The sequence below is a fragment of the Pseudomonas sp. LBUM1679 genome (assembly GCF_059695565.1).
The window spans coordinates 1,497,090-1,522,996 of sequence record NZ_CP166774.1 but is presented as its reverse complement, the minus strand read 5'-3'; the positions used below and the strand labels follow the sequence as shown (position 1 = coordinate 1,522,996).

General features: G+C 58.7%; 19 protein-coding genes and 1 tRNA gene. 8 read left to right on the top strand and 12 right to left on the bottom strand.

The annotated features are described in order from the left end of the window. Window positions 1-12: 12 nt before the first annotated feature. Window positions 13-88 (bottom strand) — tRNA-Val (locus ACA062_RS07000). Between the two features lie 161 nt (window positions 89-249). On the opposite strand from ACA062_RS07000, the gene rdgC reads away from it, so the two are divergent. The 3 genes from rdgC to sugE all read left to right on the top strand — a co-directional run bounded on the left by rdgC (window position 250) and on the right by sugE (window position 2,745). Further along, window positions 250-1,170 (top strand): recombination-associated protein RdgC, encoded by a 921-nt coding sequence (rdgC, locus tag ACA062_RS06995; protein ID WP_150799741.1) that lies wholly within the window; start codon window positions 250-252, stop codon window positions 1,168-1,170. A gap of 175 nt (window positions 1,171-1,345) precedes the next feature. Then, window positions 1,346-2,311 (top strand): bile acid:sodium symporter family protein, encoded by a 966-nt coding sequence (locus tag ACA062_RS06990; RefSeq protein ID WP_497455756.1) that lies wholly within the window; start codon window positions 1,346-1,348, stop codon window positions 2,309-2,311. Window positions 2,312-2,430: 119 nt separating this feature from the next. Beyond that, window positions 2,431-2,745 (top strand): quaternary ammonium compound efflux SMR transporter SugE, encoded by a 315-nt coding sequence (sugE, locus tag ACA062_RS06985; RefSeq protein ID WP_027922462.1) that lies wholly within the window; start codon window positions 2,431-2,433, stop codon window positions 2,743-2,745. 83 nt (window positions 2,746-2,828) lie between these two features. On the opposite strand, the gene ACA062_RS06980 is transcribed toward sugE, so the two are convergent. Both ACA062_RS06980 and ACA062_RS06975 read right to left on the bottom strand, forming a co-directional pair. After that, entirely contained in the window at window positions 2,829-3,590 is a 762-nt protein-coding gene (locus tag ACA062_RS06980; RefSeq protein ID WP_497455755.1) for an iron-containing redox enzyme family protein, read from the bottom strand. 78 nt (window positions 3,591-3,668) lie between these two features. Next, window positions 3,669-6,128, bottom strand: a complete 2,460-nt coding sequence (locus ACA062_RS06975) for an EAL domain-containing protein (protein ID WP_497455754.1) — start codon at window positions 6,126-6,128, stop codon at window positions 3,669-3,671. Between the two features lie 466 nt (window positions 6,129-6,594). Between ACA062_RS06975 and ACA062_RS06970 the strand changes: the two genes are divergently transcribed. Then, a complete protein-coding gene (locus tag ACA062_RS06970; RefSeq protein ID WP_497455753.1) occupies window positions 6,595-11,271 on the top strand; it encodes a hypothetical protein in 4,677 nt (1,558 codons plus the stop codon). A 5-nt stretch (window positions 11,272-11,276) separates the two neighbouring features. Here the strand turns inward: ACA062_RS06970 and ACA062_RS06965 are convergent, their stop codons facing one another. Genes ACA062_RS06965 through ACA062_RS06940 form a run of 6 tightly spaced genes read right to left on the bottom strand, consistent with a single transcriptional unit; the run spans window position 11,277 to window position 15,708 of the window. Beyond that, window positions 11,277-13,091, bottom strand: coding sequence for an ABC transporter ATP-binding protein (locus tag ACA062_RS06965; protein ID WP_497455752.1), 1,815 nt, complete (start codon window positions 13,089-13,091; stop codon window positions 11,277-11,279). Further along, window positions 13,084-13,722 (bottom strand): DsbA family protein, encoded by a 639-nt coding sequence (locus tag ACA062_RS06960; protein WP_128871605.1) that lies wholly within the window; start codon window positions 13,720-13,722, stop codon window positions 13,084-13,086. The genes ACA062_RS06965 and ACA062_RS06960 overlap by 8 nt, the downstream gene beginning before the upstream one ends. A gap of 3 nt (window positions 13,723-13,725) precedes the next feature. Then, complete coding sequence (gene trhO, locus ACA062_RS06955) at window positions 13,726-14,667, bottom strand: oxygen-dependent tRNA uridine(34) hydroxylase TrhO (protein ID WP_497455751.1); 942 nt, start codon at window positions 14,665-14,667, stop codon at window positions 13,726-13,728. Beyond that, window positions 14,664-14,849 (bottom strand): hypothetical protein, encoded by a 186-nt coding sequence (locus tag ACA062_RS06950; RefSeq protein WP_497455750.1) that lies wholly within the window; start codon window positions 14,847-14,849, stop codon window positions 14,664-14,666. The genes trhO and ACA062_RS06950 overlap by 4 nt, the downstream gene beginning before the upstream one ends. A 25-nt stretch (window positions 14,850-14,874) precedes the next feature. Next, on the bottom strand, window positions 14,875-15,174 hold the full coding sequence (locus ACA062_RS06945) for a BolA family protein (RefSeq protein ID WP_057713758.1): 300 nt from the start codon (window positions 15,172-15,174) through the stop codon (window positions 14,875-14,877). A gap of 12 nt (window positions 15,175-15,186) precedes the next feature. Next, window positions 15,187-15,708, bottom strand: coding sequence for a DUF2059 domain-containing protein (locus tag ACA062_RS06940; protein WP_150631677.1), 522 nt, complete (start codon window positions 15,706-15,708; stop codon window positions 15,187-15,189). 191 nt (window positions 15,709-15,899) lie between these two features. Here ACA062_RS06940 and ACA062_RS06935 point away from each other — a divergent pair, with 191 nt between their 5' ends. After that, on the top strand, window positions 15,900-17,294 hold the full coding sequence (locus ACA062_RS06935) for a class II fumarate hydratase (protein WP_497457371.1): 1,395 nt from the start codon (window positions 15,900-15,902) through the stop codon (window positions 17,292-17,294). A 129-nt stretch (window positions 17,295-17,423) separates the two neighbouring features. On the opposite strand, the gene ACA062_RS06930 is transcribed toward ACA062_RS06935, so the two are convergent. Then, a complete protein-coding gene (locus tag ACA062_RS06930) occupies window positions 17,424-18,383 on the bottom strand; it encodes a DMT family transporter (protein WP_497455749.1) in 960 nt (319 codons plus the stop codon). A 207-nt stretch (window positions 18,384-18,590) separates the two neighbouring features. Here ACA062_RS06930 and ACA062_RS06925 point away from each other — a divergent pair, with 207 nt between their 5' ends. After that, window positions 18,591-18,785, top strand: coding sequence for a DUF6316 family protein (locus ACA062_RS06925; RefSeq protein ID WP_497455748.1), 195 nt, complete (start codon window positions 18,591-18,593; stop codon window positions 18,783-18,785). Between the two features lie 153 nt (window positions 18,786-18,938). Here the strand turns inward: ACA062_RS06925 and ACA062_RS06920 are convergent, their stop codons facing one another. Together ACA062_RS06920 and pap are read right to left on the bottom strand one after the other, a co-directional pair. Then, window positions 18,939-20,123 (bottom strand): thiolase family protein, encoded by a 1,185-nt coding sequence (locus tag ACA062_RS06920; RefSeq protein ID WP_497455747.1) that lies wholly within the window; start codon window positions 20,121-20,123, stop codon window positions 18,939-18,941. A 102-nt stretch (window positions 20,124-20,225) separates the two neighbouring features. Next, window positions 20,226-21,740, bottom strand: a complete 1,515-nt coding sequence (pap, locus tag ACA062_RS06915; RefSeq protein ID WP_497455746.1) for a polyphosphate:AMP phosphotransferase — start codon at window positions 21,738-21,740, stop codon at window positions 20,226-20,228. Between the two features lie 286 nt (window positions 21,741-22,026). Here pap and mnmC point away from each other — a divergent pair, with 286 nt between their 5' ends. Together mnmC and ACA062_RS06905 are read left to right on the top strand one after the other, a co-directional pair. Further along, on the top strand, window positions 22,027-24,009 hold the full coding sequence (gene mnmC, locus ACA062_RS06910; protein WP_497455745.1) for a bifunctional tRNA (5-methylaminomethyl-2-thiouridine)(34)-methyltransferase MnmC2/FAD-dependent 5-carboxymethylaminomethyl-2-thiouridine(34) oxidoreductase MnmC1: 1,983 nt from the start codon (window positions 22,027-22,029) through the stop codon (window positions 24,007-24,009). A gap of 124 nt (window positions 24,010-24,133) precedes the next feature. Further along, window positions 24,134-25,906 carry an N-acetylglutaminylglutamine amidotransferase gene (locus ACA062_RS06905; protein ID WP_497455744.1) on the top strand — a complete coding sequence of 591 codons (1,773 nt, stop codon included), beginning with the start codon at window positions 24,134-24,136 and terminating at the stop codon, window positions 25,904-25,906. Window position 25,907: the final 1 nt, after the last annotated feature.

The window sequence follows — 25,907 nt, the reverse complement described above, 5'->3', positions numbered from 1 at the left end:
ACTGAATGCGAATGGTGGGTGATGACGGGATCGAACCGCCGACATTCTGCTTGTAAGGCAGACGCTCTCCCAGCTGAGCTAATCACCCTTCACGTTCGGTGTGGCGCGCATTCTACGTAGCACCCCCACCTCTGGCAAGCACTTTTTTAAATAATTTTTGCAGGCCTTCCAAAGGCTTAGCTAAGGGTTGGCCTATGGCGCCGCGAAGAGAATAATGCCCCCCTTTGTATATAAGGAGAGACTCACCCCATGTGGTTCAAAAACCTGCTTCTCTATCGCCTGACCCAAGATTTGCCTGTTGATGCCGAGGCGTTGGAAGCTGCACTGGCCACCAAACTGGCGCGTCCATGTGCAAGCCAGGAGTTGACCACCTACGGTTTCGTCGCGCCGTTCGGCAAGGGCGAAGATGCACCGCTGGTACACGTCAGCGGTGACTTCCTGCTGATCAGCGCCCGCAAGGAAGAACGCATTCTGCCGGGCAGCGTCGTGCGCGACGCGGTGAAGGAAAAGGTCGAAGAGATCGAAGCCGAGCAAATGCGCAAGGTCTACAAAAAGGAACGCGACCAGATCAAGGATGAAATCATCCAGGCCTTCCTGCCGCGCGCCTTTATTCGTCGTTCGTCGACCTTTGCCGCCATCGCGCCGAAACAGGGCCTGATCCTGGTCAACTCGGCCAGCCCGAAACGTGCCGAAGACCTGCTGTCCACCCTGCGTGAAGTGATCGGTACGCTGCCGGTGCGCCCACTGACCGTGAAGATGTCCCCGACGGCGACCATGACGGAGTGGGTCACCACCCAGAAAGCCGCGGACGACTTCTTCGTGCTGGACGAGTGTGAACTGCGTGACACCCATGAAGACGGTGGCATCGTACGTTGCAAGCGCCAGGACCTGACCAGCGAAGAAATCCAGCTGCACCTGAGCACCGGCAAAGTGGTCACCCAGTTGTCGCTGGCCTGGCAAGACAAGCTGTCGTTCGTCCTCGACGACAAGATGGTGGTCAAGCGCCTGAAGTTCGAAGACCTGCTGCAAGACCAGGCTGAACAGGACGGGGGCGAAGAAGCCCTGGGCCAACTGGATGCCAGCTTCACCCTGATGATGCTGACCTTCGGCGACTTCCTGCCGGCGCTGGTTGAAGCGTTGGGTGGGGAAGAGACTCCGCAGGGGATCTAAAGGCAACCGGTTCCCCCTGAAGGAGCCGGGTCAAATGTGGGAGCTGGCTTGCCTGCGATGGCGGTGTGTCAGATGGCTGAAATGTAGCCTGACACACCGCTATCGCAGGCAAGCCAGCTCCCACATTGATTGGATTTCCACCCTGAAAATCCCACTTATTTAATAGGATCAGGCCATGCGCGCACTGGCTGCTTTGAGTCGTTTTGTCGGCAACACCTTCGCTTACTGGGTACTGATTTTCGCCGTCGTGGCATTCCTGCAACCGACATGGTTCATCGGCCTCAAAGGCGCAATCGTCCCGCTGCTGGGGCTGGTGATGTTCGGCATGGGCCTGACCCTCAAACTCGAAGACTTCGCCGAAGTCGCTCGTCATCCGTGGCGCGTGGCCCTGGGCGTGGTTGCCCATTTCGTGATCATGCCCGGCATGGCGTGGTTGCTCTGCCAGGTGTTCCACTTGCCGCCGGAAATCGCTGTCGGTGTGATTCTGGTCGGATGCTGCCCAAGCGGTACCTCATCGAACGTGATGACCTGGCTGGCCCGCGGGGATCTGGCGCTGTCGGTGGCCATCGCCGCCGTCACCACCCTCCTCGCGCCACTGCTGACGCCGGCACTGATCTGGCTGCTGGCCTCGGCGTGGTTGCCGGTGTCGTTCATGGAGCTGTTCTGGTCGATCCTGCAAGTGGTGCTGCTGCCGATTGTGCTCGGCGTGGTCGCCCAGCGTGTGCTCGGTGATCGGGTCCGCCACGCGGTGGAGGTGTTGCCGCTGGTGTCGGTGGTCAGCATCGTGATCATCGTCACCGCGGTGGTCGCCGCCAGCCAGGCGAAAATCGCCGAGTCCGGCCTGTTGATCATGGCCGTGGTGATGCTGCACAACAGCTTCGGCTACCTGCTGGGCTACTTCACAGGGCGCCTGTTCAAGTTGCCCCTGGCCCAGCGTAAATCCCTGGCGCTGGAGGTCGGCATGCAAAACTCCGGGCTGGGTGCCGCCCTGGCCAGCGCGCACTTCTCGCCGCTGGCGGCGGTGCCCAGCGCGTTGTTCAGCGTCTGGCACAACATTTCCGGGGCGCTGCTCTCGACCTGGTTCCGCCGGATGAGCGAGAAGGAAGATCGGGAAACGGCGGCTCGGCAGGCGATTGACTGATCCATGAACTTGATCCCCGGGTTAATAATGGGCACTATTCCGCGCAACGCGAGGACGACCTCGCGGCTCGATCGAGTCATTAATCTGGGGACGACCCCGTCAATCGATGGAGGTCTGTCATGTCCTGGATCATTCTGTTTTTCGCCGGTCTGTTCGAAGTCGGTTGGGCCGTCGGCCTGAAGTACACCGATGGATTCAGCCGCCCTCTGCCCACTGCGTTGACCGTTGCCGCCATGGCCATCAGCCTGGGCTTGCTGGGTCTTGCCATGAAGGAATTGCCGCTGGGCACAGCCTATGCGATCTGGACGGGTGTGGGGGCAGTCGGGACAGTGATTGCCGGGATCATTCTGTTCGGCGAATCCATGGCGCTATTCCGACTGGCCAGTGTGGCGTTGATCATTGCCGGCCTGGTTGGACTGAAAGTCAGCGCCTAGTCATTTGCAGCAGTCACTAAAAAGCCCGCCCCCCTATCGATACGGACAGGGGGAGCGGGCTTTTTCAATACAGTGATGACGGATCAGCTTTCGGCCAGCGCCATCCGCTCACGCATCACCGGGGCCATCTGCGCATGCTCAAGCTGCATACAGCGTTCCAGGAACAGGAACATGTAGTCGTAGCTCTTGCAGACGGCATGACGCAGCTCCGCCTGCAGGGACTTGCCCGGGTTCATGCCCGCCAGCGTGCAGATGATTTCCAGCGCTTCCCACGGATGGGCATCGTCATACTGGGCATGCATCTTCAGCCACTTCATGGCCCGCTTGCGCTCTTCCTCGGGGAACGATGCCGCGTAGACGCCACTGGAACACACCACCGCCGACCACTCCCCGGTCGCGCCTTCAATGGCGTAGTTGGTGGCCGCAATGGCAACGATCAGCGAATCCGAGGAACTGGTGTGCCAACACCAATGGCTCAAGGCATGCAGTTCCGGGGCAACCTGTTGCGCTTGCAGATCTTCCAGGCTGACACCGTGGGCACGGCTCCAGTGCACCCAGTAATCAGCGTGATTGAGTTCCACGCGAATATTGCGCATCAGCCAGCGACGCGCCATGTCTTCGCCTGGATGGCGGGCAAAACGAGTCTTGGTCAGGTTCTGTGCCATGTATAAAGCGAACTGTTCGACCACCGGCCAGCCACCAATCAGGTAGTGGCGCATGGTCTTTGCACTGAGTTTGTTATCACGCAGACGCTGGTACAGTTCGTGTTCGACAACCCGGCGCTTGCTCTCGCTGCAATCCTGGATCAGGCGCTGAGCCCAGGCGGGATAGCTTGCAGCTTCCATGAGTGGTCCGGTTCTGATGAATGTGTCGATCACTGTCGAGCTCCTTTTGATTGTGATTGTAAGGACCAGCGAGAGATTTCAGCGGAACGTGCCAGGCGCCTTGAATAACAAGGGCCGAGGCCGGGCAGGACGACTTTGCAGACTGTCGCAGGTAAACGGATGCGGGCGTTCAATCACATACCCTTGAGCGTAATCCACCCCGATCTCCAGCAATGCCTGCTCGATCTGGGGTGTCTCTACAAACTCGGCAATCGTGCGCTTACCCATGACATGACCGATGTGATTGATCACTTCGACCATGGCGCGGTTAATCGGGTCGTCCAGCATATCCTTTACGAAACTCCCGTCGATCTTCAGGAAGTCTACAGGCAAATGTTTCAAGTATGCGAATGAAGACATTCCGGCACAAAAATCATCCAGCGAAAAGTGGCAACCTAACCCCTTGAGTTCATTGATAAATTTTATTGCACTGCCCAGATTTGAAATGGCGCTCGTTTCTGTGATTTCAAAACAAATCATTTCAGGCGGGATCGCGTACGTAACAAATTGTTCGCGCAGAAAGTTGAGGAACGCGTCATCGCCGATGGTGGTGCCTGACAGATTTATCGCACACATCGCCAACGGACAGCTGCGCTTTTCGGCCATGCATTGGGCAATGATCTTGAACACGTTCTCCACGACCCAGCGGTCAAGAGACGTCATCAGGCCATAGCGTTCGGCGGCCGGAATAAAACTGTCGGGCAAAATCATCCGCCCGGCTTCGTCATGCAGGCGCAACAGGATTTCGATATGCCCGCCACCGTGATCTGTAGGACCAAGGGGCGCGATTTCCTGGGCGTATAAACAGAAGCGGTCGTCTTCCAGCGCCATGTGCAAACGTTGCACCCAGGCCATCTCGCCAAAGCGCAGGGACAATTCCGAATCGTCGGCATGATAGACCTGAACCCGATTGCGCCCCTTTTCCTTGGCCATGTAGCAGGCCATGTCCGCCGCACGTAGCGAGGCTTCCAGGGTGGTCGGGCTCTGCGTGACATGCACCAGGCCGATACTCACCGTGGTCACGAAGGGTCGACCTTTCCAGACGAAATGCAGGTTCTGTACGGTCTGGCGCAACACCTCGGCAATTTTCTCCGCGGCTTGCGGGGCACAGTTTTCCAGCAGGATGCCAAACTCGTCGCCACCCAGTCGGGCCAGGGTATCGCCCTCGCGCAGGCCCGATTGCAACAACGCACAGATATGCCGCAGCAACTCGTCACCGGCCGCGTGACCGCAGGTATCGTTGACCAGTTTGAACTGATCCAGGTCAAGGAACATCAGCGCATGGCGCCCCGAATGCCGCGTAAGGTTGTGCAGCGCCTGCTCCAGGCGATACTCGAACTCGCGGCGGTTGGCCAGCCCGGTCAGGGCGTCGTGGGTCGCCTGCCAGGACAGGTTGGCAATGTATTGCCGCTCCTGGGTCATGTCGTGCAGGACCAGCACGGCGCCACTGACCTTGCCGGCATTGCGGATCGGCGCACCGACCAGCGTGACCGAGACCGTGCTGCCGTCCAGGCGTTGAATCAATTTGGAATGTTCGCTGCCACCGCTGAGCTGTCCGCTCAAAATGTGCTCGATCAAGGTAAAACCGTCAGCCTGAGCGTTCTCATCGAGCAGATTGAACAGCGCTGCCAGCGGCAAACCTGTCGCCTGCTCGGCCTTCCAGTGCGTCAACGCCTCGGCGGCCGGGTTCATGTAGGCGATCGCGCCTTCGACATCCGTGGTTATCACGCCATCGCCAATCGATTGCAGGGTGATCTGCGCCCGGTCTTTCTCCAGTTGCAGCGCGTCGGCGAACGCATGGCGCTGCTTGAGCAGTTTGTGGGTGCGCATCAGCGCCAGGACGATCAAGCCCAGGGCAGTGGCGAGATTGATCACCAACAACAGCCGCAGAATCACCCGCGAGCCTTCGCCCAAGGCATCACTGAAGGCCTTCGCCGCCGGTGTCACGCCATCGTTGATGGCGAATATCTGCTCCTTCCAGCGCTTGATGTCGGCATCCGTGGCCTGATTGGCGGTGATGCGCCGGTGCATCTGCTGCGCAACGTCATCGAGTCGCACCAGGTAGGCGTCTCCCACTCGCCAGAGGTCGATGGCTTTTTCCAGGTAGCTGAAGTGCCGGAAGTTGAGGTACAGCCAGATCACACTGGAAACGTCATCCGGGTGGTTACCACCCTTTAGAATCGCCACTCGCGCCGCTTCGATGTCCGGTGGCTGATGATCCAGCGCCAGACGCAACTCGTGCCCTCCCACAGGCACGGCAATGGCGCTCTCGTACTTGCGAAAAATCGCCTCGTCACGGCTGTCGGCGTAGAGATTGAGGTAATAAATGGCGTCTTTCTGGCCCTTGGACCACAGGCTTTCACCGGCCACGTAGCCGCGGACCGCTGAAAGCGTGTACAGACTGACGCCTCCCAGCAGCGCCTGAAACAGCACGACGGCGATAAAAGGCCAGACGATGCCCAACAACCGGGGCGTTCCGAGAGTCCGTGTCTGATTCATGGGGTCCCTTGCATTAGCACTGCCCGTTCGTCTTCCGGACGAAATCGCTACAGCCAGACTAGGATGGGTTCTGATTCTAGGCAAGCAGTACAGTTCAAGGGCAGCAGGGTACCCACGCTCCAGGGAAAAACCTCACCACCCTCTGTTCACCTTGGAAAGAGGGGCATTTTTACCCTGCAAGACGCATCACAATAAATATGTACCGCCGGCCACGCTCTCGAAAGCGATTTACTGCGCAAAGCTTCTACGACTCGACCCTTGAACATCGGGCAGAAGCCTCGCACGTAAATAACGTTTTAGAGGGCAATAAACCATGCAATCACCTCCGCCTCCTTCGAACGAGTCACCAGACTTCGAGCCAGTCTCCCCTTACGCGTTAAGGTATAAGGGCCAACAGGGTGACTACAACGTCCTGTTGTCGTACCTGCGACGCACTAGCGAAACCTCCCGCTGGCTTTCACACAGTTTGATCAAACCACAGCCTGCCTCTCCGCTGGATCTTGACCATCAAGAGGGGCAGATCGCCCTGCAAGCTCTAATGGCGGACGACAACTACCGGGCGCTGTGCAGCCAACTAAACGCGGCATACAACCGCTTGACGGTAACAATGAACGGCGATCAGGCCATTTATCAGGCGCCTGGCGTGAGCGCCCCCACGCCGATCACTTTGTCGTTGACCGAGAAGTCGCAGTGGGCGAACTGGACTTCCCGCATTGAAGAAACAGTCCGGAAACTGGGACAGATTCGTTTCGATGGCCGCATAGAAATTACCAGGATGGCCCGGTATTACGGCATGACGCCCTGGAACCTCGACGATGCCGTAGATAATCGCACTGCGATTCAAGCACTGGAAGAAAAGTGCGCCACTCATTCATTGCAACTGGACAGCGGGTTGGATATCGACTCCTTGACCATCGCGCTCACAGCTGAAGAACGCGAAGCACTCACTGACAATAAGCAAACGGAACCTGGGAGCCAAGTAACGAAGGAAAGCCTGCTCGCCCAACGAACAGTGCGCACAATAAATGAAATTGTTGATCAGTTTCTGCCCAACACTGAACCTTCACTGATCGGACACCTTGAAAAAAGCATCTGGCCCAAAACGAGCTCCACTGTCGAGCAAGTCAGGGCGACACCCATGGTTTTTCTCGAAAAAATCCTGCGGTCTGCCAAGGCCGCTCAACTGTCGAAGGCACTACTGGTAGGGTTGAACTGGTATGGCGCGAAACCTGGTGAAGACGCCTCCCCCAATGCTCGACTCAAGTTATTGAGTAAAGCCATTCGGTTGAGGGCAGCAAAGACAGGAACGACAGGAAATGCCAACCCAAAGGACATTGCCGGATACCCCCTGCACCAGCGTTCAAACTACGGAAAAAGCTATCAGGCCATCTGGAGCGAGTTCGAGAAACACCTGCAAGACAGTAATCAAGCCACAACAGAGATTGAGGCCATCTTGCTTGCTCATCTGTTCCGTTCCGAATTTCCGAGCGATTTTCGCGTACCGGACATCCCGTCCGACCTGCCGTACAGAAGTTCTGCAGTCTGGGTGAACTTTGTCCATGGCCTAAACCTCACAGAAGCCCTGGATCCAGACCTGGTTCAGCGCATGACTTTCCAGCAACTGGTCGATTTTCCTTTGCAAGAGTCCATCGGCGCCAATGAGCAAGTACTGGAATTCATTGCCTTGAGCAGGATTCCTCCTGCCGTTGATTGGGCTGTTACCAACGCCATCATTGTTGAGCGGGACGCCGCTGATTACTCCGGCGAGGAACAGGAACGCGCGTTGAAGGCGCTGGACAAAAATACTGACGCTTTGAAAAAAGCCATTGTTCAGCTGGATGTCGATTCACCCGAAAGACCCGCCATCGCCGAACGGGAAATGAAAAAAGTGTTCAGGCACCCGTTTTTGACTGCGGACGGGAGAAACTTGATTCAAGACTTCGAAACGATTGATGCGGGTGGGCTTATAAAAATCCCCCCTCTGGAGGACAAAATCTATTCTTTTCGGGACGTCTACATGTCGGGGCAGCTTCACACGAAGAGCTGGTTCATAACACGTCCTGACGGCAAGACCAAAACAAAAAACCGTATCAGGATCGGCAGGGATGGAAAAATCCTGATCTCAGAAAAATCGGACCCATTGGTAATAAGTGACACGCTGCCTAACCTGGAAGAACTCTTCGCTGCGGAATACAACGCGTACCTTGCCTCGTGTAAACAGGCTTATCAAACCGTTCTGGAAAGCCTGCTCGCGTCAATCCCCTATGACGATCGGCAAGGCATAGAATATGGGGAGGTAAAAATTCACACCCTTAGATTTGACAGTAACAAAGATCTACAAGACGACACGCCCGCCGCCACTTTACCACTCAGGCTTCGCATGGGCTGTATCTTCCAGATAACCTATAACAATTCAATTTCTTATCACGAATGCCTCCCTCGCGTTGGAATCATTCGAAAACGTGTGGATTTTTTGCCATACATGCTTGACGGCCGCGTAGTGCCCAAACTTAAAAAGGAGTTCCCGGTTGTTACAAGAATCAACGTACGAAAAGGCATACAGGTACCCTTTGACTGGATCGCCCATCAGGAAGGAGCCTTCCCCAAAAACAACGAAACTTGCAATGCAATAATTGATCAACTGGGTAAAACATTTACGCCTGTCACTCCTGCTGACGATACCGCACCGATCTCTTTCAATCGCGCGTCAGAAATAGCCAAATTCATCGCCCACAATTTCTTTTACTACGATGAAAATAAACTTCTTGCCGCCGCCAGAGCAGAAACAGATTTCGAACGTCAGGCCAAACGCCCCCATTGGCTTAATTCAATCAAAGACTTTCTGCCATTCTTTGGCAATATTGAGGACTTGAAATCAGGCCGTCCGACAAAAACACTCTGGGGCCTGTTCGGATTGATTGTTGATATAGCCTCTTTCGTCTTCCCCATCGGCAAGTTCGTTTCAGGCACGGTCAAACTGATATCTACGGCTGCCCGAACAGGTTTTCGAGCCACCCTGCCGCAATTTTCCTCGATCTCCAGAAAGCTGCTGGTCTCCTCCCTGGAAAATCTGAACCCCGCGATCATTTTACCGTCGCCATTGAAAGGAATTGCACGGGGGGCGTACACCGTAAATGCATTTGTACTCAGATCAGCGATAAAAAAAATCAATACGTTGGCCGGGAGAACAGGCAAGTATGATTTCACCAGAGGGATTGCGCAGGTCACTGAGACCGGGCGCTGGTCCCCCCTCACCCGCAGCGACTGCCTGGCGACCCTTCGCGGACTCGACGATGTCCCGGTGCGTAATGTCGGATCGTCCACCAAGCCAGTCTATTACCTTACCGATCCGGTCTCTGGCAAACCCTACGGTTCGGTATTGAAAATATCAGAAAACGAACTGTCCATCGGGCCATCGCTATACCCGAGTGCTGGCAAAAACGGCGGGGAGGAACTGTTCAAAATCCCGGAAAACACTCGCGTACGCGAGGTACTGGAATGGGACGGCACAAGTACCTTCTTCCTCAATGACGTCCCTTACAGACTGCAGGACCGTAGATTGCAACGCGTCAGTAGCGGGGATACCGTTGAAAAACTCAAACCGGTGCCATGCCGTATTCGTCGTACTCCGGACGATGTCTGTAAAGTCAAATACGTTTTAGATGACACGCCTGCTCCGCGGCCCGAAACAGGAACATTTACCGAGGAGAAAAGTTGGGCTACCTGGTTGGGTGACGGCAGTTTTTACCCTTCTAATGACAACCATGCCTTGCTGGCTTTTGAAGGAAAAATCTATCACGTTAAGAATGGCAAATTGAACACGTACAAAGGCAAGCCTGAATGGGTTGGCCTCACACACAAAACCCCAACACCTAAAGAAATGATTTCAGCGACGGTAGAGTTCAAGACAGGCATATACGGAGGCATAAAAGTAACTGGCACTGCTGAAAACATTAACGACATACATCATGTCGGCTCCATTATCATCCCATCCAAAGACGGGGCATCCAACCATATATTCATCAAACTCAACCTCGATGATTACTACCTGACAACACTTCAATCCACGGACAGTTTCCAAACCCCATTGACAATGAAAAAGCTTACTTCAGATGAACTCCTGACAGGCACGTTAGGAAACGAACTGCAGCGAGTGTATGTTGGCTCCTTGAACGCAAACAACATCGCACGCATTCACGGAGTAGATAAATTGGAGCTCGCACTAAAAAAAATGGACGAAATAGCGATTCCCATCGGGACAACCCCAAACCCTCCCGACAATATGCAATGGTTGAAGGTCGACACGAGCCCAGCTGAAGCAGTGATGTTCGATAATCGAACGAGAGTGATTGTCTCGGAGCTGGACAAAGGTGCTGAGCTGTGGAAACACAACACTCTGGCGCCAAAAGCACTACAGGATTCGACAGCCGAGGTTTTTGAAGCGCTCTTTACAAGCCGGTTGGCCGCTGCTTCGCCTAACCAGGCAACTCCCACTGTAAATATCGGCAATGCAATGGAAGAACTTCAAAAAATCCTGTCGACTCAACAGCACTCGCAAAAAAACATTGCCTATGCCAAAGTAATCACCGCAGATGATAAAGCCCGGGTCTATATCAGCGTTTCCGGTTTGGCGGACAACACCCGCCATCTCCCGCTATTTAAAACCAGTGGCGTTACCGAAATCGACGTCAAAGGCACCACTTACATAAATATAGATGGCATTAGACAAACGCCTATCACTCCGACCTCTCTTTCCCTGAGTTCCGATGAAAAGGTTCTATCCATACCACATCTTATGGATGATCCCGACAGAGTCGACATCTTACAAAAAGTTACTTCAGCGGACAGCGAAAGCAAACTGATCAGCCATATTAATGAAACCTATCCAAACCCTGAGGACATCAAGTCAGTCACTGTCATTACCACCTTGCCTCCGTGCAACTCCTGCTCGATCGTCATGAAAGAATTTGGACATGAGCGCGGAGCCGCCAGGCTGAACGTCCTTTGGGGCTCTCGATCCAACCCGCGCAAACGCAAAGCCGATACTGATTCTTCGGACTCTACAAGTTCTTCTGGTTCCTCTGGTTTCTCTGGTTCCTCTGGTTCCTCTGGTTCCTCTGGTTCCTCTGGTGATACAGCTTGAAGTCATCAATGCTGCAAATGTCCATACAGCTTGGCGTACAAACCACCATCGGCAATCAATTGCTGATGGTCGCCATCCTCGGCGATTTGCCCGCCGTCGAATACCAGCACCCGGTCGGCCTGTTTCACGGCCGACAACCGGTGCGCAATGATCAGGGTGGTGCGGTTGCTCAGGAACCGTGCCAATGCCTGGTGCAGGTTGTATTCGGTGGCCGCGTCCAAGGCTGAAGTCGCTTCGTCGAGGATCACCACCTTGGGCTCGGCAAGCACCATCCGCGCAATCGCCAGGCGTTGCCGCTGTCCGCCGGACAAGCGCACGCCGGAACGGCCGACGATACTGTCCAGGCCGTTGGGTAACTCCCGGACCGTGTTGTGCAGTTGCGCGATTTCCAGTGCTTGCCAGCAGGCCTCATCGCTACGTTCGCGGCCCATGGTGAGGTTGGCGCGCACGGTGTCGTTGAACAGTGCCGGATGTTGCAGAACCACGGCGACGTTTTCCCGCACGGTTTCCAGGCCGATCTCCTGCTGGGTCGAACCGCCGAAGCGGATGGTTCCCGCAAGCGGGGTATACAGCCCCAGCAGCAACTGCACCAAGGTGCTTTTGCCGCCGCCGCTGGCGCCGACAATCGCGACTTTTTCACCCGGGGCGATCGACAGGTTCATCTGGTTCAATACCAGCTCGTCGCCGTAGCCGAAACTCAATCCCTGGACTTCGATGCCGACCGTTTCGCGACCGTGGAACGGGTCGACGCCACCTGGGTATTCAGGCTCGTCTGCCCGGGCCAGCAACTCGTTGATCCGCGACAGCGCACCACCGGCAGCGTAGTAGGCGTATTGCAGGTTCAGCAGTTGTTCCACCGGACCGATCATGAACCACAGGTAGCTGAACACCGCCAGCATCTGCCCGATGGACAGGTCGGAAAACAGTACGGTGAGCATGGCGGCGGCACGAAAAATATCGATGCCGAACTGGAACAGCAAGCCGCTGGCACGGTTCGATGCATCGGTTTTCCACTGCGAGTTCACCGCGTAGTCGCGCACTTCACGAGCCCGTTGGCCGAGGCGCCCGAGGAAAAAGCCCTGACGGTTACCGGCGCGCACTTCCTGAATCGAATCGAGGGTTTCGGTCAGTGCCTGGGTGAAACGCGAGGTGCTGTCGTTCTCGAGTTTCTTCAGGTGCTTGACCCGCTTGCCCAACTGCACCGTGGCGTAGATCACCAGCGGGTTGAACAGCAGGATCAGCAGCGCCAGTTTCCAGTGCATCCACATCAGGATGCCCGCGGTGCCGACCAGGGTCAGCATGGCCACGAGGAAACGGCTGAGGGTTTCGCCGACGAATTTATCGAGGGTGTCGAGGTCGGTGACCAGGTGCGTGGTCACCGTGCCGCTGCCCAGACTTTCGTATTCACCCAGCGAGATGCGCTTGAGTCGCTCGATCAGGCGTACACGTATGCGGTACACGATGTCCTTGGCCAGCGCCGCGAACAACTTCGCCTGCACCACGTTGAACAGCAGCGCAGCGCAACGCAGGCCCAAGGTCACCAATAGCATCAGGCCGATGTAGCCCGCGGCTTTCTGCCAGACGTCGGGCAGCGCGTGGTTCATGACTTTTAGCGCGGTATCGCCGTGGCCCAGCAACACTTCGTCCACCAGCAACGGCAGCAGCAAGGGGATCGGCACGCTGCACAGCGTCGCCAATACGGCCACGCCATTGGCGATCCACAGGGACTTTTTATGCTGAAGGGCCAGCCGCCGGATTTCCGCCCAGCTCAGACGATCGACGCGCTTGGGTACCGGCGCGTCATCGGGCAGGTCATGCACAGGCCGCGCGCTCCAGCCAGCGGCCGAGCAACGGGGACAACACGCTCAGCGGCTGATAGCCATTGGTCAACAGCGCCAACTGACCATCACGCTCGGCCAGCAAGGTCGGGAAACCGGCGATGCCCAAGTCCTGGACCCAGGTGAAATCGGCTGCCGTTGCCGCATGCTGATCCGCACGGTCGAACGCGGCAGCGAATTCGATGCGCGGCAGACCGGCCTGCTCCGCCAGCTCCACCAGCACACTGGCATGGGTGACATCGCGCCCTTGGGCATAGAATGCATGCTGAATCAGCCCGAGCAATTTCCACGCGCAATCCGGCGCCAGGCTGCGTGCCGTCACCAGTGCCCGACACGCCGGCTCGGTGTCGTACACAAAGCCCTCGGGCAACGCGCCTTCCTGCTTGAATGGCTGGCCGGTGGCTTCGGTCACCGCCTGCCAGTGTTCAAGGATATAGCGTCGGGTCGTCGGCTCCAGCGCCGAGCCACTGCCGGTGCGCAAACCGCCGACCACCAGATGCACCTCGACCCCCGCTGCGTGCGCCTGCTCGACCAGCGCGTTGGCCACCGGGGCAAAGCCCCAGCACCAGGAACACATCGGGTCCATCACATAGAGCAGGCGTTGCGCAGACATGGTTCAGGCCTCGGAAGGGGTTTGCTTGTAGTTGTAGCCGATCGGGTGAGGCAGGTTGCGCGCCTTGGCCAGTTCGATCTGCTTTTGCCGGTCGATGGCACTGCGGCGGGTCTTCTCGCTCAGCTTATCCCAGCAATGCGGGCAACTGATGCCGGCCACGTAATGCTCGGATGCGCGGTCGTCGACGCTGATCGGTGTGCGACAGGCATGACATTGATCGTAGTCGCCTTCGCTGAGGTCGTGGCGCACGGTCACGCGGTTATCGAACACGAAGCAGTCGCCCTGCCATTTGGTTTCTTCCAGCGGCACCTCTTCGAGGTACTTCAGAATCCCGCCCTTGAGGTGATAGACCTCATCAAAGCCCTGGCTGAGCATATAACTCGACGCCTTCTCGCAACGAATGCCGCCGGTGCAGAACATCGCGACTTTCTTGTGCACGGCCGGGTCGAAGTGTTCCTTGATGTAGTCGGGGAATTCGCGAAAACTGGTGGTTTTCGGGTCGATGGCGCCTTCAAAGGTGCCAATCGCGACTTCGTAGTCGTTGCGGGTGTCGATCAGCAGCACTTGCGGGTCGCTGATCAGCGCGTTCCAGTTCTCTGGATCGACATAGGTACCGACCTTTTTGTTCGGGTCCACGCCTTCGACGCCGAGGGTGACGATTTCTTTCTTGAGCTTGACCTTGGTGCGATAGAACGGCTGGTCGTCGCAGTACGATTCTTTGTGGTCGATATCGTCCATGCGCGGGTCGTTCTTGAGCCAGGCCATCAGCCCGTCGATGCCTTCGCGGCTGCCGGACACGGTGCCGTTGATGCCTTCTTCGGCGATCAGCAGCGTGCCTTTGATGCCGTTGTCGACCATCGCTTGCAGCAGTGGCTCGCGCAGGGCGACGTAATCTTCCAGGGTGACGAACTTATACAGTGCCGCCACGACAATCTGTGGTGTCATGGGTGGTTCTCCAGGTGGCTACCCTCGTAAGGGGTGAACCGGATGCGAAAAAAAACGCGCCGGGTGAGCGGCGCGTTGCGGATTCTAGCAAAAATAACGCCATCGCTGTAGGAGCCAGGCTTGCCGGCGAACCAGACGCTGCGGTGCAACTGCTGTACCGCATAATCGTTCTTCGCCGGCAAGCCTGGCTCCTACAGGGAGGGTGTATCAGTGTTTGCTGCCGCCAGCACAGGTCGGCGAGGCCGGAGCGGCATCGATCTGTGCCCATTCCTCGGGCGTGTAGGTATGCAGCGCCAACGCATGGAACTCGCCCATCAGCTCGCCGAGCGTGCCGTAGACCTTCTGGTGACGCTTGACGCGATTGAGCCCTTCGAACTGCGCGCTGACCACCACCGCCTTGAAGTGGGTCTGTAACCCACGGCTGTGCATGTGGCTTTCATCCAGCACTTGCAGGTGCTCGGGCTGTAACAGGCCCAGCGTCGATTCGATGCGTTGTTGCATGGTCATACCGAACTCCGCTTACGGCTTTTTCTTGGCTGGAGCGGCGCCTTTAGGCTCCAGCTCGGCTGTCATGTCAGCCAGCAGCTTGTTGACGACAGGCACTGCGCTTTCCAGTTTGGCCTGGGTCATCTGGGCCGATTGCTGGGTCAGCTGCGGCATTTTTTCCAGGACTTTCTTGCCCAGTGGCGACTGGTAGAACGCAACCAGGTCCTTGAGCTCGGATTCGCTGAAGTTAGTGGTGTAGAGCTTGACCATGTCCGGCTTCAGCTTGTTCCAGCCGATAGCTTGGTCCAGCGCGGCGTTGGCTTTGGCCTGGTAGGTTTCCAGCAGGGCTTTTTTCGACTCGGGGGCTTTGGTCTGTTCAAAACGCTGAGCGAACATTTGCTGCACTTGCATGTACACCGGAGTGCCCAATTTGTCAGCGTGCGCCAGGGTCAGGAAAGCCTCGGCACTGGCGTTGTGGCTGGCGGTATCGGCAAAAACAGGGCCGCTGGCGCAAACCAGTGCAACCGCGGTACAGATGGCACGAAGACGAGTCATCGAGTTTCCTTTTCTAGCAGGCGAGGTAAAACCCCAAGGGCGACCATTCTGCGCCTAAAAAACCGTGTGGCTCAACCCCAAGCCTTGTCGGGCCTGATTTAGAGGGGGTGAACGGTCAAATTCCAGACTGATGGAACCACAGCCGGCGATCACGGCCTAAACTCGCTATCAGACCAACAGGAGTGTGCATGATGAGCCGTATCGAAACCGACAGCCTTGGCCAGGTAGAAGTCCCGGATGAAGCCTACTGGGGCGCTCAGACGCAACGCTCGCTGATCAATTTCGCCATCGGCAACGAACGCATGCCGCTGGCTGTGCTGCATGCGCTGGCGCTGATCAAGAAAGCCGCGGCGCGGGTCAATGACCGCAACGGTGACCTGCCCGCCGACATCGCCCGGCTGATCGAACAGGCCGCCGACGAAGTGCTCGACGGCAGCCACGACGACCAGTTTCCGCTGGTGGTCTGGCAGACCGGCAGCGGCACCCAGAGCAACATGAACGTCAATGAAGTGATCGCCGGTCGTGCCAATGAACTGGCCGGCAACCCGCGCGGCGGCAAGACCCCGGTGCACCCCAACGATCACGTCAATCGCTCCCAGAGCTCCAACGACTGCTTCCCCACCGCGATGCACATCGCCGCGGCCCAGGCCGTGCAACAGCATTTGCTGCCGGCGATCAGTGAGCTGTCCGGTGGGTTGGCCGAGTTATCCGCGCGGCACATGAAGCTGGTCAAGACCGGCCGCACCCACATGATGGACGCCACCCCCATTACCTTCGGCCAGGAACTGTCGGCGTTCATCGCGCAACTGGATTACGCGGAGCGGGCGATCCGCAGCGCGCTGCCGGCGGTCTGTGAACTGGCGCAGGGCGGCACCGCGGTCGGCACCGGGCTGAACTCACCCCACGGCTTTGGCGAAGCGATCGCCGCCGAACTCGCCGCCCTCTCCGGCCTGCCGTTCGTCACCGCACCGAACAAATTCGCCGCACTGGCCGGCCATGAGCCCCTGACCACCCTGTCCGGCGCGCTGAAAACCCTCGCCGTCACCCTGATGAAAATCGCCAACGACCTGCGCTTGCTGGGTTCCGGGCCGCGTGCCGGTTTTGCCGAGGTGAAACTGCCGGCCAACGAACCGGGCAGTTCGATCATGCCTGGCAAGGTCAATCCAACCCAGTGCGAAGCGTTGTCGATGCTGGCTTGCCAGGTCATGGGCAACGACGTCGCCATCGGTTTTGCGGCGAGTCAGGGCCACCTGCAATTGAACGTGTTCAAACCGGTGATCATTCACAACCTGCTGCAATCGATCAGGCTGCTGGGCGATGGCTGCAGCAACTTCCAGCAGCATTGCATCGCTGGCCTGGAGCCGGATGCGGCGAAAATGGCCGAACATCTGGAACGCGGACTGATGCTGGTGACGGCGTTGAATCCGCACATCGGGTATGACAAATCGGCGGAGATTGCCAAGAAGGCTTACGGCGAAGGGTTGACCTTGCGGGAAGCGGCGTTGCAGTTGGGGTACCTGACCGATGAAGAGTTTGATGCGTGGGTAAGGCCGGAGAATATGCTGGAGGCTGGGGCCAAGGGCTGAGTGCTGTAACGCCTGACAGTCCGTCATCGCGGGCAAGCCCGCTCCCACAGGTGTTGCGGCGACCACAATTTCGGTGGACGACGCAAAACCTGTGGGAGCGGGCTTGCCCGCGATGAACGATAACGCGGTCTAACTGGCTGCCATCCGCACCCGCCGCGCCCTGAGCCCGGCCATCAACGACGGCCCCAACGCCACCAGCGCCGACCCCAGCACCACCAATACCGCCCCGCCATACCCCAGACCATTGATCGTCTCGGCCTGCACATACTCAGGCCACAACCACGCCGCTACCGCCACCGCCGCAAGGGTCACCAACGGCGTGATCGCCAGGGTGGCACTCACCCGCGAAGCTTCCCAATGCGCCAACGCCTCGGCAAACGCGCCATAGGCGATCAGGGTGTTCATGCAACACGCCAGCAGCAGCCAGCCTTGCAACGGACTGAGTTGCAGCGCCTCCAGCGGATGCACCCAGGGTGTCAGCAACAAGCCGCAAAACAGGTAGATCACCATCATCACCTGGAACGAATTCCACACCGTCAGCAATTGCTTCTGCCCCAGGGCATAGAAGGTCCAGACGGTGGAGGCCGACAGCACCAACAGGACGCCGGCCGTATAGTCAGTCAGGGATGTGAACAACTCGACCAGCCGCTGGTTGAAAAACAAGCCGAAGCCGACCAGCAGCACCAGCAGGCCAACCCCCTGCCCCACGCTGAACCGCTCCTTGAACACAAACAGACTGGCAACCAGCAGCATGATCGGCCCCAGCTGCACCACCAGTTGCGCGGTGCCGGGGCTGAGCAGGTTCAACCCCATCAGGTACAGCACGTAGTTGCCCACCAGACCGAGCACCGCCATCAACACCAGCCAGCCACCACGCGGGCCGAGGACTTTGCGACTGGGCAGGCGCCGGGTCGCCGCCAGGAAAATGAACAGGCACCCGCCCGACACCATCAGACGAAACCAGGTCACCGTCACCGGATCCATCACCAGCAGCACTTGCTTGAGCTTGATCGGCAGGATTCCCCACAGCAACGCGGTCAACAAGGCCAGGAACAGACCATAAACCCAGCGACCCGATGAAATGTGCATGCATACCCCGAAGCCATTTGGCGAGAACCGTCATTCTAGGCACAGAGCCGCCCGGCACACAGGGACAGTTGGCCACTGGCCGCTAATGAAACTGTACAGGTCGCAACATTCAAGGGGCGATAAGCCGTCGATCGGTTGGCGAGGCAAGGCAAGGGGTTCGTGCATAAGCTCATTTGATCCACCAACGCCCCCCTACAGGAGATCGCCATGTACGGCATGCGCGCCCAGGACAACGCCCCCGCCACCCACTTTCGCAGTGACCGGATGTGCCGAGTGAACGGGGAGTTGTATTTCAGCACCCGGGAAAACACCTTGGAGGGGCCGTTTGAAAACCTGGAGAAGGCTGAGCTGCAGATCCAGGCTTATATAGAGCGGATGCTGCTGTCGCGGATGAACCGATAAACCGCGGCGCCTGCATCGCGGGCAAGCCCGCTCCCACAGATTTTGTGGCATACAAGATATGTTCGATCGCCGCCAATCATTGTGGGAGCGGCGGTGCGGCGATCCGACTTGCCCGCGATAGCAATGTCACAGTCGCTACAAGTCTCCAGGTGTTTACTGCGCCGCCTCAAACAACCCCGTAGCGCCCATCCCCCCACCCACACACATGGTGACGACCCCGTAACGCAAACCGCGCCGCTGCAACTCACGCACCAGATGCCCGACCTGCCGCGAACCGGTCATGCCGAACGGGTGGCCGATGGAGATCGAGCCGCCATTGACGTTGTACCTGTCGTTATCGATCTCCAGCCGATTACGGCTGTACAGACACTGGGACGCGAAGGCTTCGTTGAGCTCCCACAGATCGATGTCGGTCATCTGCAAGCCCTTCGCCTTGAGCAGCTTGGGCACCGAAAACACCGGGCCGATGCCCATTTCATCCGGTTCACACCCGGCCCCGGCAAAGCCGCGAAAGAAGGCTTTGGGCTTCAGTCCCAGCGCCAGGGCTTTTTCCAGGCTCATCACCAGGGTCATGGAGGCGCCATCGGACAGTTGCGAAGAATTGCCGGCGGTCACCGAGCCGTCTTCGGCGAACACCGGTTTCAACCCGGCCAGGCTTTGCAGCGTGGTGTCCGGACGGTTGCAGTCGTCGCGATCGACGATGCCGTCGAGGATCTGCACTTGACCGGTGGTCTTGTCTTCAACCCGATACTTCACCGCCATGGGCACGATTTCATCGTCGAACAAACCGGCAGCCTGGGCCTGAGCGGTACGTTGCTGGCTTTGCAGGGCGTACAGGTCCTGTTGTTCGCGGCTGACGTGGTAACGACGGGCGACGATTTCGGCGGTCTGGCCCATTGGGAAGTAGATGCCCGGCACCTGCGCCTGGAGCAGCGGGTTGATCAGGTGGTCGGTGTTGACGCTTTTCATGGTCAGGCTGATGGACTCGACACCGCCGGCGACGATGATGTCGCTGCAACCCGAGGCGATCTGGTTGGCGGCGATGGCGATCGCCTGCAAGCCAGAAGAGCAGAATCGGTTGAGGGTCATGCCGGCACAGCCGACGCCCAAACGCGAGAGCACGGCGACATTGCGCCCGATGTTGTAGCCTTGGGCGCCTTCGTTGGAGCCGGCGCCGACGATGCAATCCTCGACGCTGGCCGGGTCGATCCCCGTGCGTGTCAACAAGGCGTCGACACAATGCGCCGCCATGTCGTCCGGACGGGTCATGTTGAACTTGCCGCGAAAGGATTTGGCCAAGCCGGTCCGCACGCTGTCGACGATCACCACTTCACGCATGGCATACCTCATTATTGTTGTCGGTTTAGAGTGGACCGAGAATAAGCCCACCGAATGACCAACCGCGACAATCATTCACCTCGCGTATGCGCAACCATTGGCTTAGCCCTTGTTCTTTTTCGCCTTCTTGTCGGATTTCCTGAACGCTTCTTCCAGCGCCTGATTGATCGTGCGCAACACCTTAACCCGGGCCCAGCGCTTGTCATTGGCCTCCACCAGCGTCCAGGGCGAGATCTCGGTGCTGGTGCGATCGACCATGTCGCCGACCGCGGCCCGATAGTCGTCCCACTTTTCCCGATTACGCCAATCATCTTCGGTGATCTTGAAGCGCTTGAAAGGCGTTTGTTCACGCTCTTCGAATCGCTCCATCTGCGTCTGTTTGTCGATGGACAGCCAGAACTTGACCACGATCACTCCGGCATCGGCGATCTGCTCTTCGAAGTCGTTGATCTCACCATAGGCGCGTAACCAGTCCGCCGCGCTGCAAAAACCTTCGATGCGCTCCACCAGTACCCGGCCATACCAGGAGCGGTCGAACACGGTGAACTTGCCCCGTGCCGGAATATGGCGCCAGAACCGCCACATGTACGGATGCGCCCGCTCCTCTTCGGTGGGCGCGGCGATCGGCACGATGCTGTACTGGCGCGGGTCCAGCGCCGCGGCCACCCGGCGGATGGCGCCGCCCTTGCCCGCCGCATCGTTACCTTCAAACACCGCGATCAGTGCGTGGCGGCGCATGCGTTTATCGCGCATCAGTCCGGAAAACCGTGCTTGTTCGGTGATCAACTGTTCTTCGTAATCGGCCTTGTCCAGATTCAGGGTCAAGTCCAGGCTGTCGAGCAGGTTCATCTGGTCGACGCTGCTGGTCAAAGGCGCGGCGCTGACTTTGGCCGGGTGAATCCTGGGGCGCTTCAAGGCGCCTTGCAGGCCATCGAGCAGAATCTTGCCCACTGCCAGGCTGCGATAGCGCGGGTCCATCCCGGCGATTACATGCCATGGCGCGTAGTCGCGGCTGGTGCGACGCAGAATGCGCTCGCCGTATTTCACGAATTTGTCGTAGGTTTGCGATTGCTGCCAGTCCAGCGGGCTGATGCGCCAACTGTGTAGCGGGTCGTCCGCCAGCGCCTTTAACCGCGCTTTCATTTGCTTCTTGGAGAGATGAAACCAGAACTTGAAGATCAGCGCGCCTTCGTCGCACAGCATCTTCTCCAGACGCTCGGCGGCGTTGATGCCTTGATCGAGCCGCGGATCCTTGAACACGCCATGGACCCGGTCTTGCAGCATCTGGCTGTACCAGTTGCCGAAGAAAATCCCCATGCGGCCCTTCGCCGGGAGCATCCGCCAATAACGCCAGGCCGGAGGCCGCGCCAGCTCTTCGTCGGTCTGTTGATCGAAGGTGCGGACCTCGATCAGGCGCGGGTCCATCCATTCGTTGAGCAGCTTGACCGTCTCACCCTTGCCCGCGCCTTCGATGCCGTTGATCAGGATGATCACCGGGAAGCGCTTCTGCTGCTGGAGTTCGAACTGTGCCTCAAGCAACGCCTGGCGCAGCGCTGGCACTTCAGCTTCGTAGGTGTCTTTGTCGATGACGTGACCGATTTCAGCAGATTCGAACATGGGACGGCTCCTTCCAGGATTGAGCAAGACTAGCGGATTGACCTCTTAAACACAGGACAAATTCATCTTTGAAGTGGCATGAAACCTGTGGCGAGGGAGCTTGCTCCCGCTCGGCTGCGCAGCAGTCGTAAAACCCGAGAGCCTGTTTTCTCAGACAAACCGCCGCTAGAGAATTTGGGGCCGCTTCGCAGCCCAGCGGGAGCAAGCTCCCTCGCCACAGTGCCATGGATCAGGCACTGCCACGGCGATCGGCTAGAATGGCCGTCTTGCCGTTGCCGAGCCTGCCATGAAACCTGTATTGCCCCACGCCCAGCTCGACTGGGATGACCAAGGGCTCCCGCGTTCGCGGGTGTTCGACGATGTCTATTTTTCGGATAAGTCGGGCCTTGATGAAACCCGCTACGTCTTCCTTGAGCAAAATAATTTGCGTGAACGCTTTGCCGCGTTACCGGTGGGCGCAAGACTGGTGATCGGTGAGACCGGTTTCGGCACCGGATTGAATTTTCTCTGCGCCTGGCAGTTGTTCGAACAGCAGGCGGTGGCGGGTGCGCGGTTGCATTTCGTGAGTGTCGAAAAGTATCCCCTGAGCCTGCCGGACCTGCAGCGGGCGCTGGCCTTGTGGCCTGAACTCAAACCCTTTGCCGAGCAACTGCTGGCGCAGTACGTGGCGATCCATCAAGGCTTCCAGCGGCTGATCCTGGACAACGGCCGAGTGGTCCTGACCTTGTTGATCGGTGATGCCCTGGAGCAATTGCCGCAGTTGGATGCACAGGTCGACGCCTGGTTTCTCGACGGCTTCGCCCCGGCGAAAAACCCCGACATGTGGACCGCCGAACTGTTCGCCGAGCTGGCGCGCCTGGCCGCGCCAGGCTCTACCCTCAGCACCTTCACCAGCACCGGTTGGGTACGCCGGTTGCTGAATGCCGCGGGCTTCAAGATGAAGCGCACGCCAGGCATCGGCCACAAATGGGAGATCCTGCGGGGCACCTTCCTCGGCTGGCCTGAACACGCCCTGGCACCCGCCGTTGCCAAACCCTGGTTTGCCCGCCCGGCACCGCTGACCGGCGAGCGGCGGGCGCTGGTGATCGGCGCCGGCCTGGCCGGTTGCGCGACGGCCGCCAGCCTGGCGGCGCGGGGTTGGCACGTCAGCCTGCTGGAGCGTCACGATGCGCTGGCGCAGGAAGCGTCGGGCAATCCCCAGGGCGTGCTGTATCTCAAGCTTTCGGCCCATGGCACGGCGTTGTCGCAGTTGATCGTCAGCGGCTTCGGCTACACCCGACGCCTGCTTGAGCATTTGCAGCGGGGCGTCGACTGGGACGATTGTGGCGTCCTGCAACTGGCCTTCAAGCCTAAGGAAGCCGAGCGTCAGGCGCAATTGGCCGCGGCCTTTTCGCCAGACCTGGTGCACCTGCTCGACCAACCGCAGGCGCAGGCACAGGCCGGCATCGCCCTGGAGCATGGCGGATTATTCTTTCCGGAAGGTGGCTGGGTTCATCCGCCAGCGTTGTGCCATTGGCAGGCGTCCTCGGCGAACATCCAGTGGCTGCCCCTTCGCGACGTACTGGAACTGCGCAAGATTGATGATCAATGGCAGGCCTGGGACGGTGATGATTTGCTGGCCAGTGCCCCCGTGGTGATCCTCGCCGGTGCCGCCGAGATCAAGCGTTTTCCACAGAGTGCCGAACTGCCGCTCAAACGCATTCGTGGCCAGATCACCCGACTGGCGCAAACACCGCAAAGCCGGAGCCTGACCACCGTCGTCTGCGCCGACGGCTATGTCGCGCCGGCTCGACTGGGCGAACACACACTCGGCGCCAGCTTCGACTTCAAGAGCGATGACCTGACCCCGACCCTCACTGAGCACCTGGGCAACCTGGCGTTGCTCGAGGACATCTCTCCCGACCTGGCCACTCGACTGCAGGCTCGGGAACTGGACCCGCAGCAGCTTGAAGGACGCGCCGCGTTCCGTTGCACCAGCCCGGACTATCTGCCGATCGTCGGCCCGTTGGCCGAGCAGGCAGCGTTCGCCGACGCCTTCGCCGTACTGAGCAAGGACGCCCGGCAAGTACCGGACATTCCCTGCCCCTGGCTCGAGGGTTTTTACCTCAACAGCGGCCACGGTTCTCGCGGCCTGATCACCGCGCCACTGTCGGGCGAATTGCTCGCGGCATGGATCGACAACGAACCGCTGCCCCTGCCCAGGTCAGTCGCCGAGGCCTGTCATCCCAACCGCTTTGCTGTGCGCCAATTGGTCCGCGGAAAAGCCTGAACCCTGCACTTATAACTTATCGGTCTAAAACTACGGGGATTTACCCGGGTCAGTTTCTGAGTACCCACTGTTTTTGGTGCGGTATCGCTTGACCCTCCCCAACGGAAAAACCGGTAAGGACTTTATGTGCGGATTAGCTGGCGAGTTACGCTTTGATCATCAACCTGCGGACCTTGCAGCCGTTGAACGAATCACCCATCACTTGGCCCCTCGCGGCCCTGACGCATGGGGCTTCCAGGCTCAAGGGCCGATTGCCCTGGGCCATCGTCGCCTGAAAATCATGGACCTGTCGGACGGCTCGGCGCAGCCGATGGTCGACAACCAACTGGGCTTGTCCCTGGCCTTCAATGGCGCCATCTACAACTACCCGGAACTGCGCACCGAGCTGGAAAGCCTGGGCTACGCCTTCTATTCCGGCGGTGACACCGAAGTGCTGCTCAAGGGCTATCACGCCTGGGGCGAAGCGCTGCTGCCCAAGCTCAATGGCATGTTCGCCTTCGCCATCTGGGAGCGCGACGCCAAACGCCTGTTCATCGCCCGCGACCGTCTGGGCGTGAAGCCGCTGTACCTGTCGCGCACCGGCCAGCGCTTGCGCTTTGCCTCGTCCCTGCCGGCGTTGCTCAAGGGCGGCGACATCAACCCGATCCTCGATCCGGTGGCACTTAACCATTATCTGAATTTCCACGCCGTGGTCCCGGCGCCGCGCACCTTGCTGGCGGGCATCGAAAAACTGCCACCGGCGACCTGGATGCGCATCGAAGCGGATGGTACCACCGAGCAGAAAACCTGGTGGACCCTGCCCTATGGCCCACACGCCGACGAGATGAACCTGACCCTCGAAGACTGGCGCGACCGGGTGCTCGACAGCACCCGCGACGCGGTGGCGATCCGTCAACGGGCCGCGGTCGATGTCGGCGTGCTGCTGTCCGGCGGTGTCGATTCGAGCATGCTGGTCGGCCTGTTACGTGAAGTCGGGGTGGAAAACCTGTCGACCTTTTCCATCGGTTTCCAGGATGCCGGCGGCGAGCGTGGCGACGAGTTCCAGTATTCGGACCTGATCGCCAAGCACTACAACACCCAGCACCACCAACTGCGCATCGACGAAAAAGAAATCATCGAGCAACTGCCCGCGGCGTTCCGCGCCATGAGCGAGCCGATGGTCAGCCATGACTGCATCGCCTTCTATCTGTTGTCCCGGGAAGTGGCCAAGCACTGCAAGGTGGTGCAGAGCGGCCAGGGCGCGGACGAACTGTTTGCCGGTTACCACTGGTACCCGCAAGTCGACGGCGCCGCCGATCCATACGCCGCCTACCGCGATGCGTTTTTCGACCGCAGCTACGACGACTACGCCGCCACCGTGCAGCCGAAATGGCTGACCGCCAATGACGCCGCGGGTGACTTCGTCAAAGAACATTTCGCCCAGCCCGGTGCCGATGCGGCAGTGGACAAGGCCTTGCGCCTGGACAGCACGGTGATGCTGGTGGACGACCCGGTCAAACGCGTCGACAACATGACCATGGCCTGGGGCCTGGAGGCGCGCACGCCGTTTCTCGACTATCGCCTGGTGGAATTGTCGGCGCGGGTGCCGGGTAAATTCAAACTGCCGGACGGCGGCAAGCAAGTCTTGAAGGAAGCAGCGCGGCTGGTGATTCCGAGTGAAGTGATCGACCGCAAAAAAGGTTACTTCCCGGTCCCCGGTCTGAAGCACTTGCAGGGCGACACGCTGAACTGGGTGCGTGAATTGCTGCTCGATCCCAGCCAGGATCGCGGCTTGTTCAAACCGGCAATGCTCGACCGCCTGCTAACCGATCCACAAGGGCAGTTGACCCCATTGCGCGGCTCCAAGCTGTGGCAATTGGCGGCCCTGAACCTGTGGCTCAGTGAACAAGGAATCTGAT

What these genes read in the sequence shown, in the direction of transcription:
- ACA062_RS06975 (WP_497455754.1), bottom strand. Translation starts at nt 6,128, where the DNA reads ATGAATCAGACACGGACTCTCGGAACGCCCCGGTTGTTGGGCATCGTC.
- sugE (WP_027922462.1), top strand. Translation starts at nt 2,431, where the DNA reads ATGTCCTGGATCATTCTGTTTTTCGCCGGTCTGTTCGAAGTCGGTTGG.
- trhO (WP_497455751.1), bottom strand. Translation starts at nt 14,667, where the DNA reads ATGACACCACAGATTGTCGTGGCGGCACTGTATAAGTTCGTCACCCTG.
- ACA062_RS06980 (WP_497455755.1), bottom strand. Translation starts at nt 3,590, where the DNA reads ATGGAAGCTGCAAGCTATCCCGCCTGGGCTCAGCGCCTGATCCAGGAT.
- ACA062_RS06930 (WP_497455749.1), bottom strand. Translation starts at nt 18,383, where the DNA reads ATGCACATTTCATCGGGTCGCTGGGTTTATGGTCTGTTCCTGGCCTTG.
- ACA062_RS06960 (WP_128871605.1), bottom strand. Translation starts at nt 13,722, where the DNA reads ATGTCTGCGCAACGCCTGCTCTATGTGATGGACCCGATGTGTTCCTGG.
- ACA062_RS06920 (WP_497455747.1), bottom strand. Translation starts at nt 20,123, where the DNA reads ATGCGTGAAGTGGTGATCGTCGACAGCGTGCGGACCGGCTTGGCCAAA.
- ACA062_RS06925 (WP_497455748.1), top strand. Translation starts at nt 18,591, where the DNA reads ATGTACGGCATGCGCGCCCAGGACAACGCCCCCGCCACCCACTTTCGC.
- ACA062_RS06990 (WP_497455756.1), top strand. Translation starts at nt 1,346, where the DNA reads ATGCGCGCACTGGCTGCTTTGAGTCGTTTTGTCGGCAACACCTTCGCT.
- ACA062_RS06905 (WP_497455744.1), top strand. Translation starts at nt 24,134, where the DNA reads ATGTGCGGATTAGCTGGCGAGTTACGCTTTGATCATCAACCTGCGGAC.
- ACA062_RS06935 (WP_497457371.1), top strand. Translation starts at nt 15,900, where the DNA reads ATGAGCCGTATCGAAACCGACAGCCTTGGCCAGGTAGAAGTCCCGGAT.
- rdgC (WP_150799741.1), top strand. Translation starts at nt 250, where the DNA reads ATGTGGTTCAAAAACCTGCTTCTCTATCGCCTGACCCAAGATTTGCCT.
- ACA062_RS06940 (WP_150631677.1), bottom strand. Translation starts at nt 15,708, where the DNA reads ATGACTCGTCTTCGTGCCATCTGTACCGCGGTTGCACTGGTTTGCGCC.
- ACA062_RS06945 (WP_057713758.1), bottom strand. Translation starts at nt 15,174, where the DNA reads ATGACCATGCAACAACGCATCGAATCGACGCTGGGCCTGTTACAGCCC.
- pap (WP_497455746.1), bottom strand. Translation starts at nt 21,740, where the DNA reads ATGTTCGAATCTGCTGAAATCGGTCACGTCATCGACAAAGACACCTAC.
- mnmC (WP_497455745.1), top strand. Translation starts at nt 22,027, where the DNA reads ATGAAACCTGTATTGCCCCACGCCCAGCTCGACTGGGATGACCAAGGG.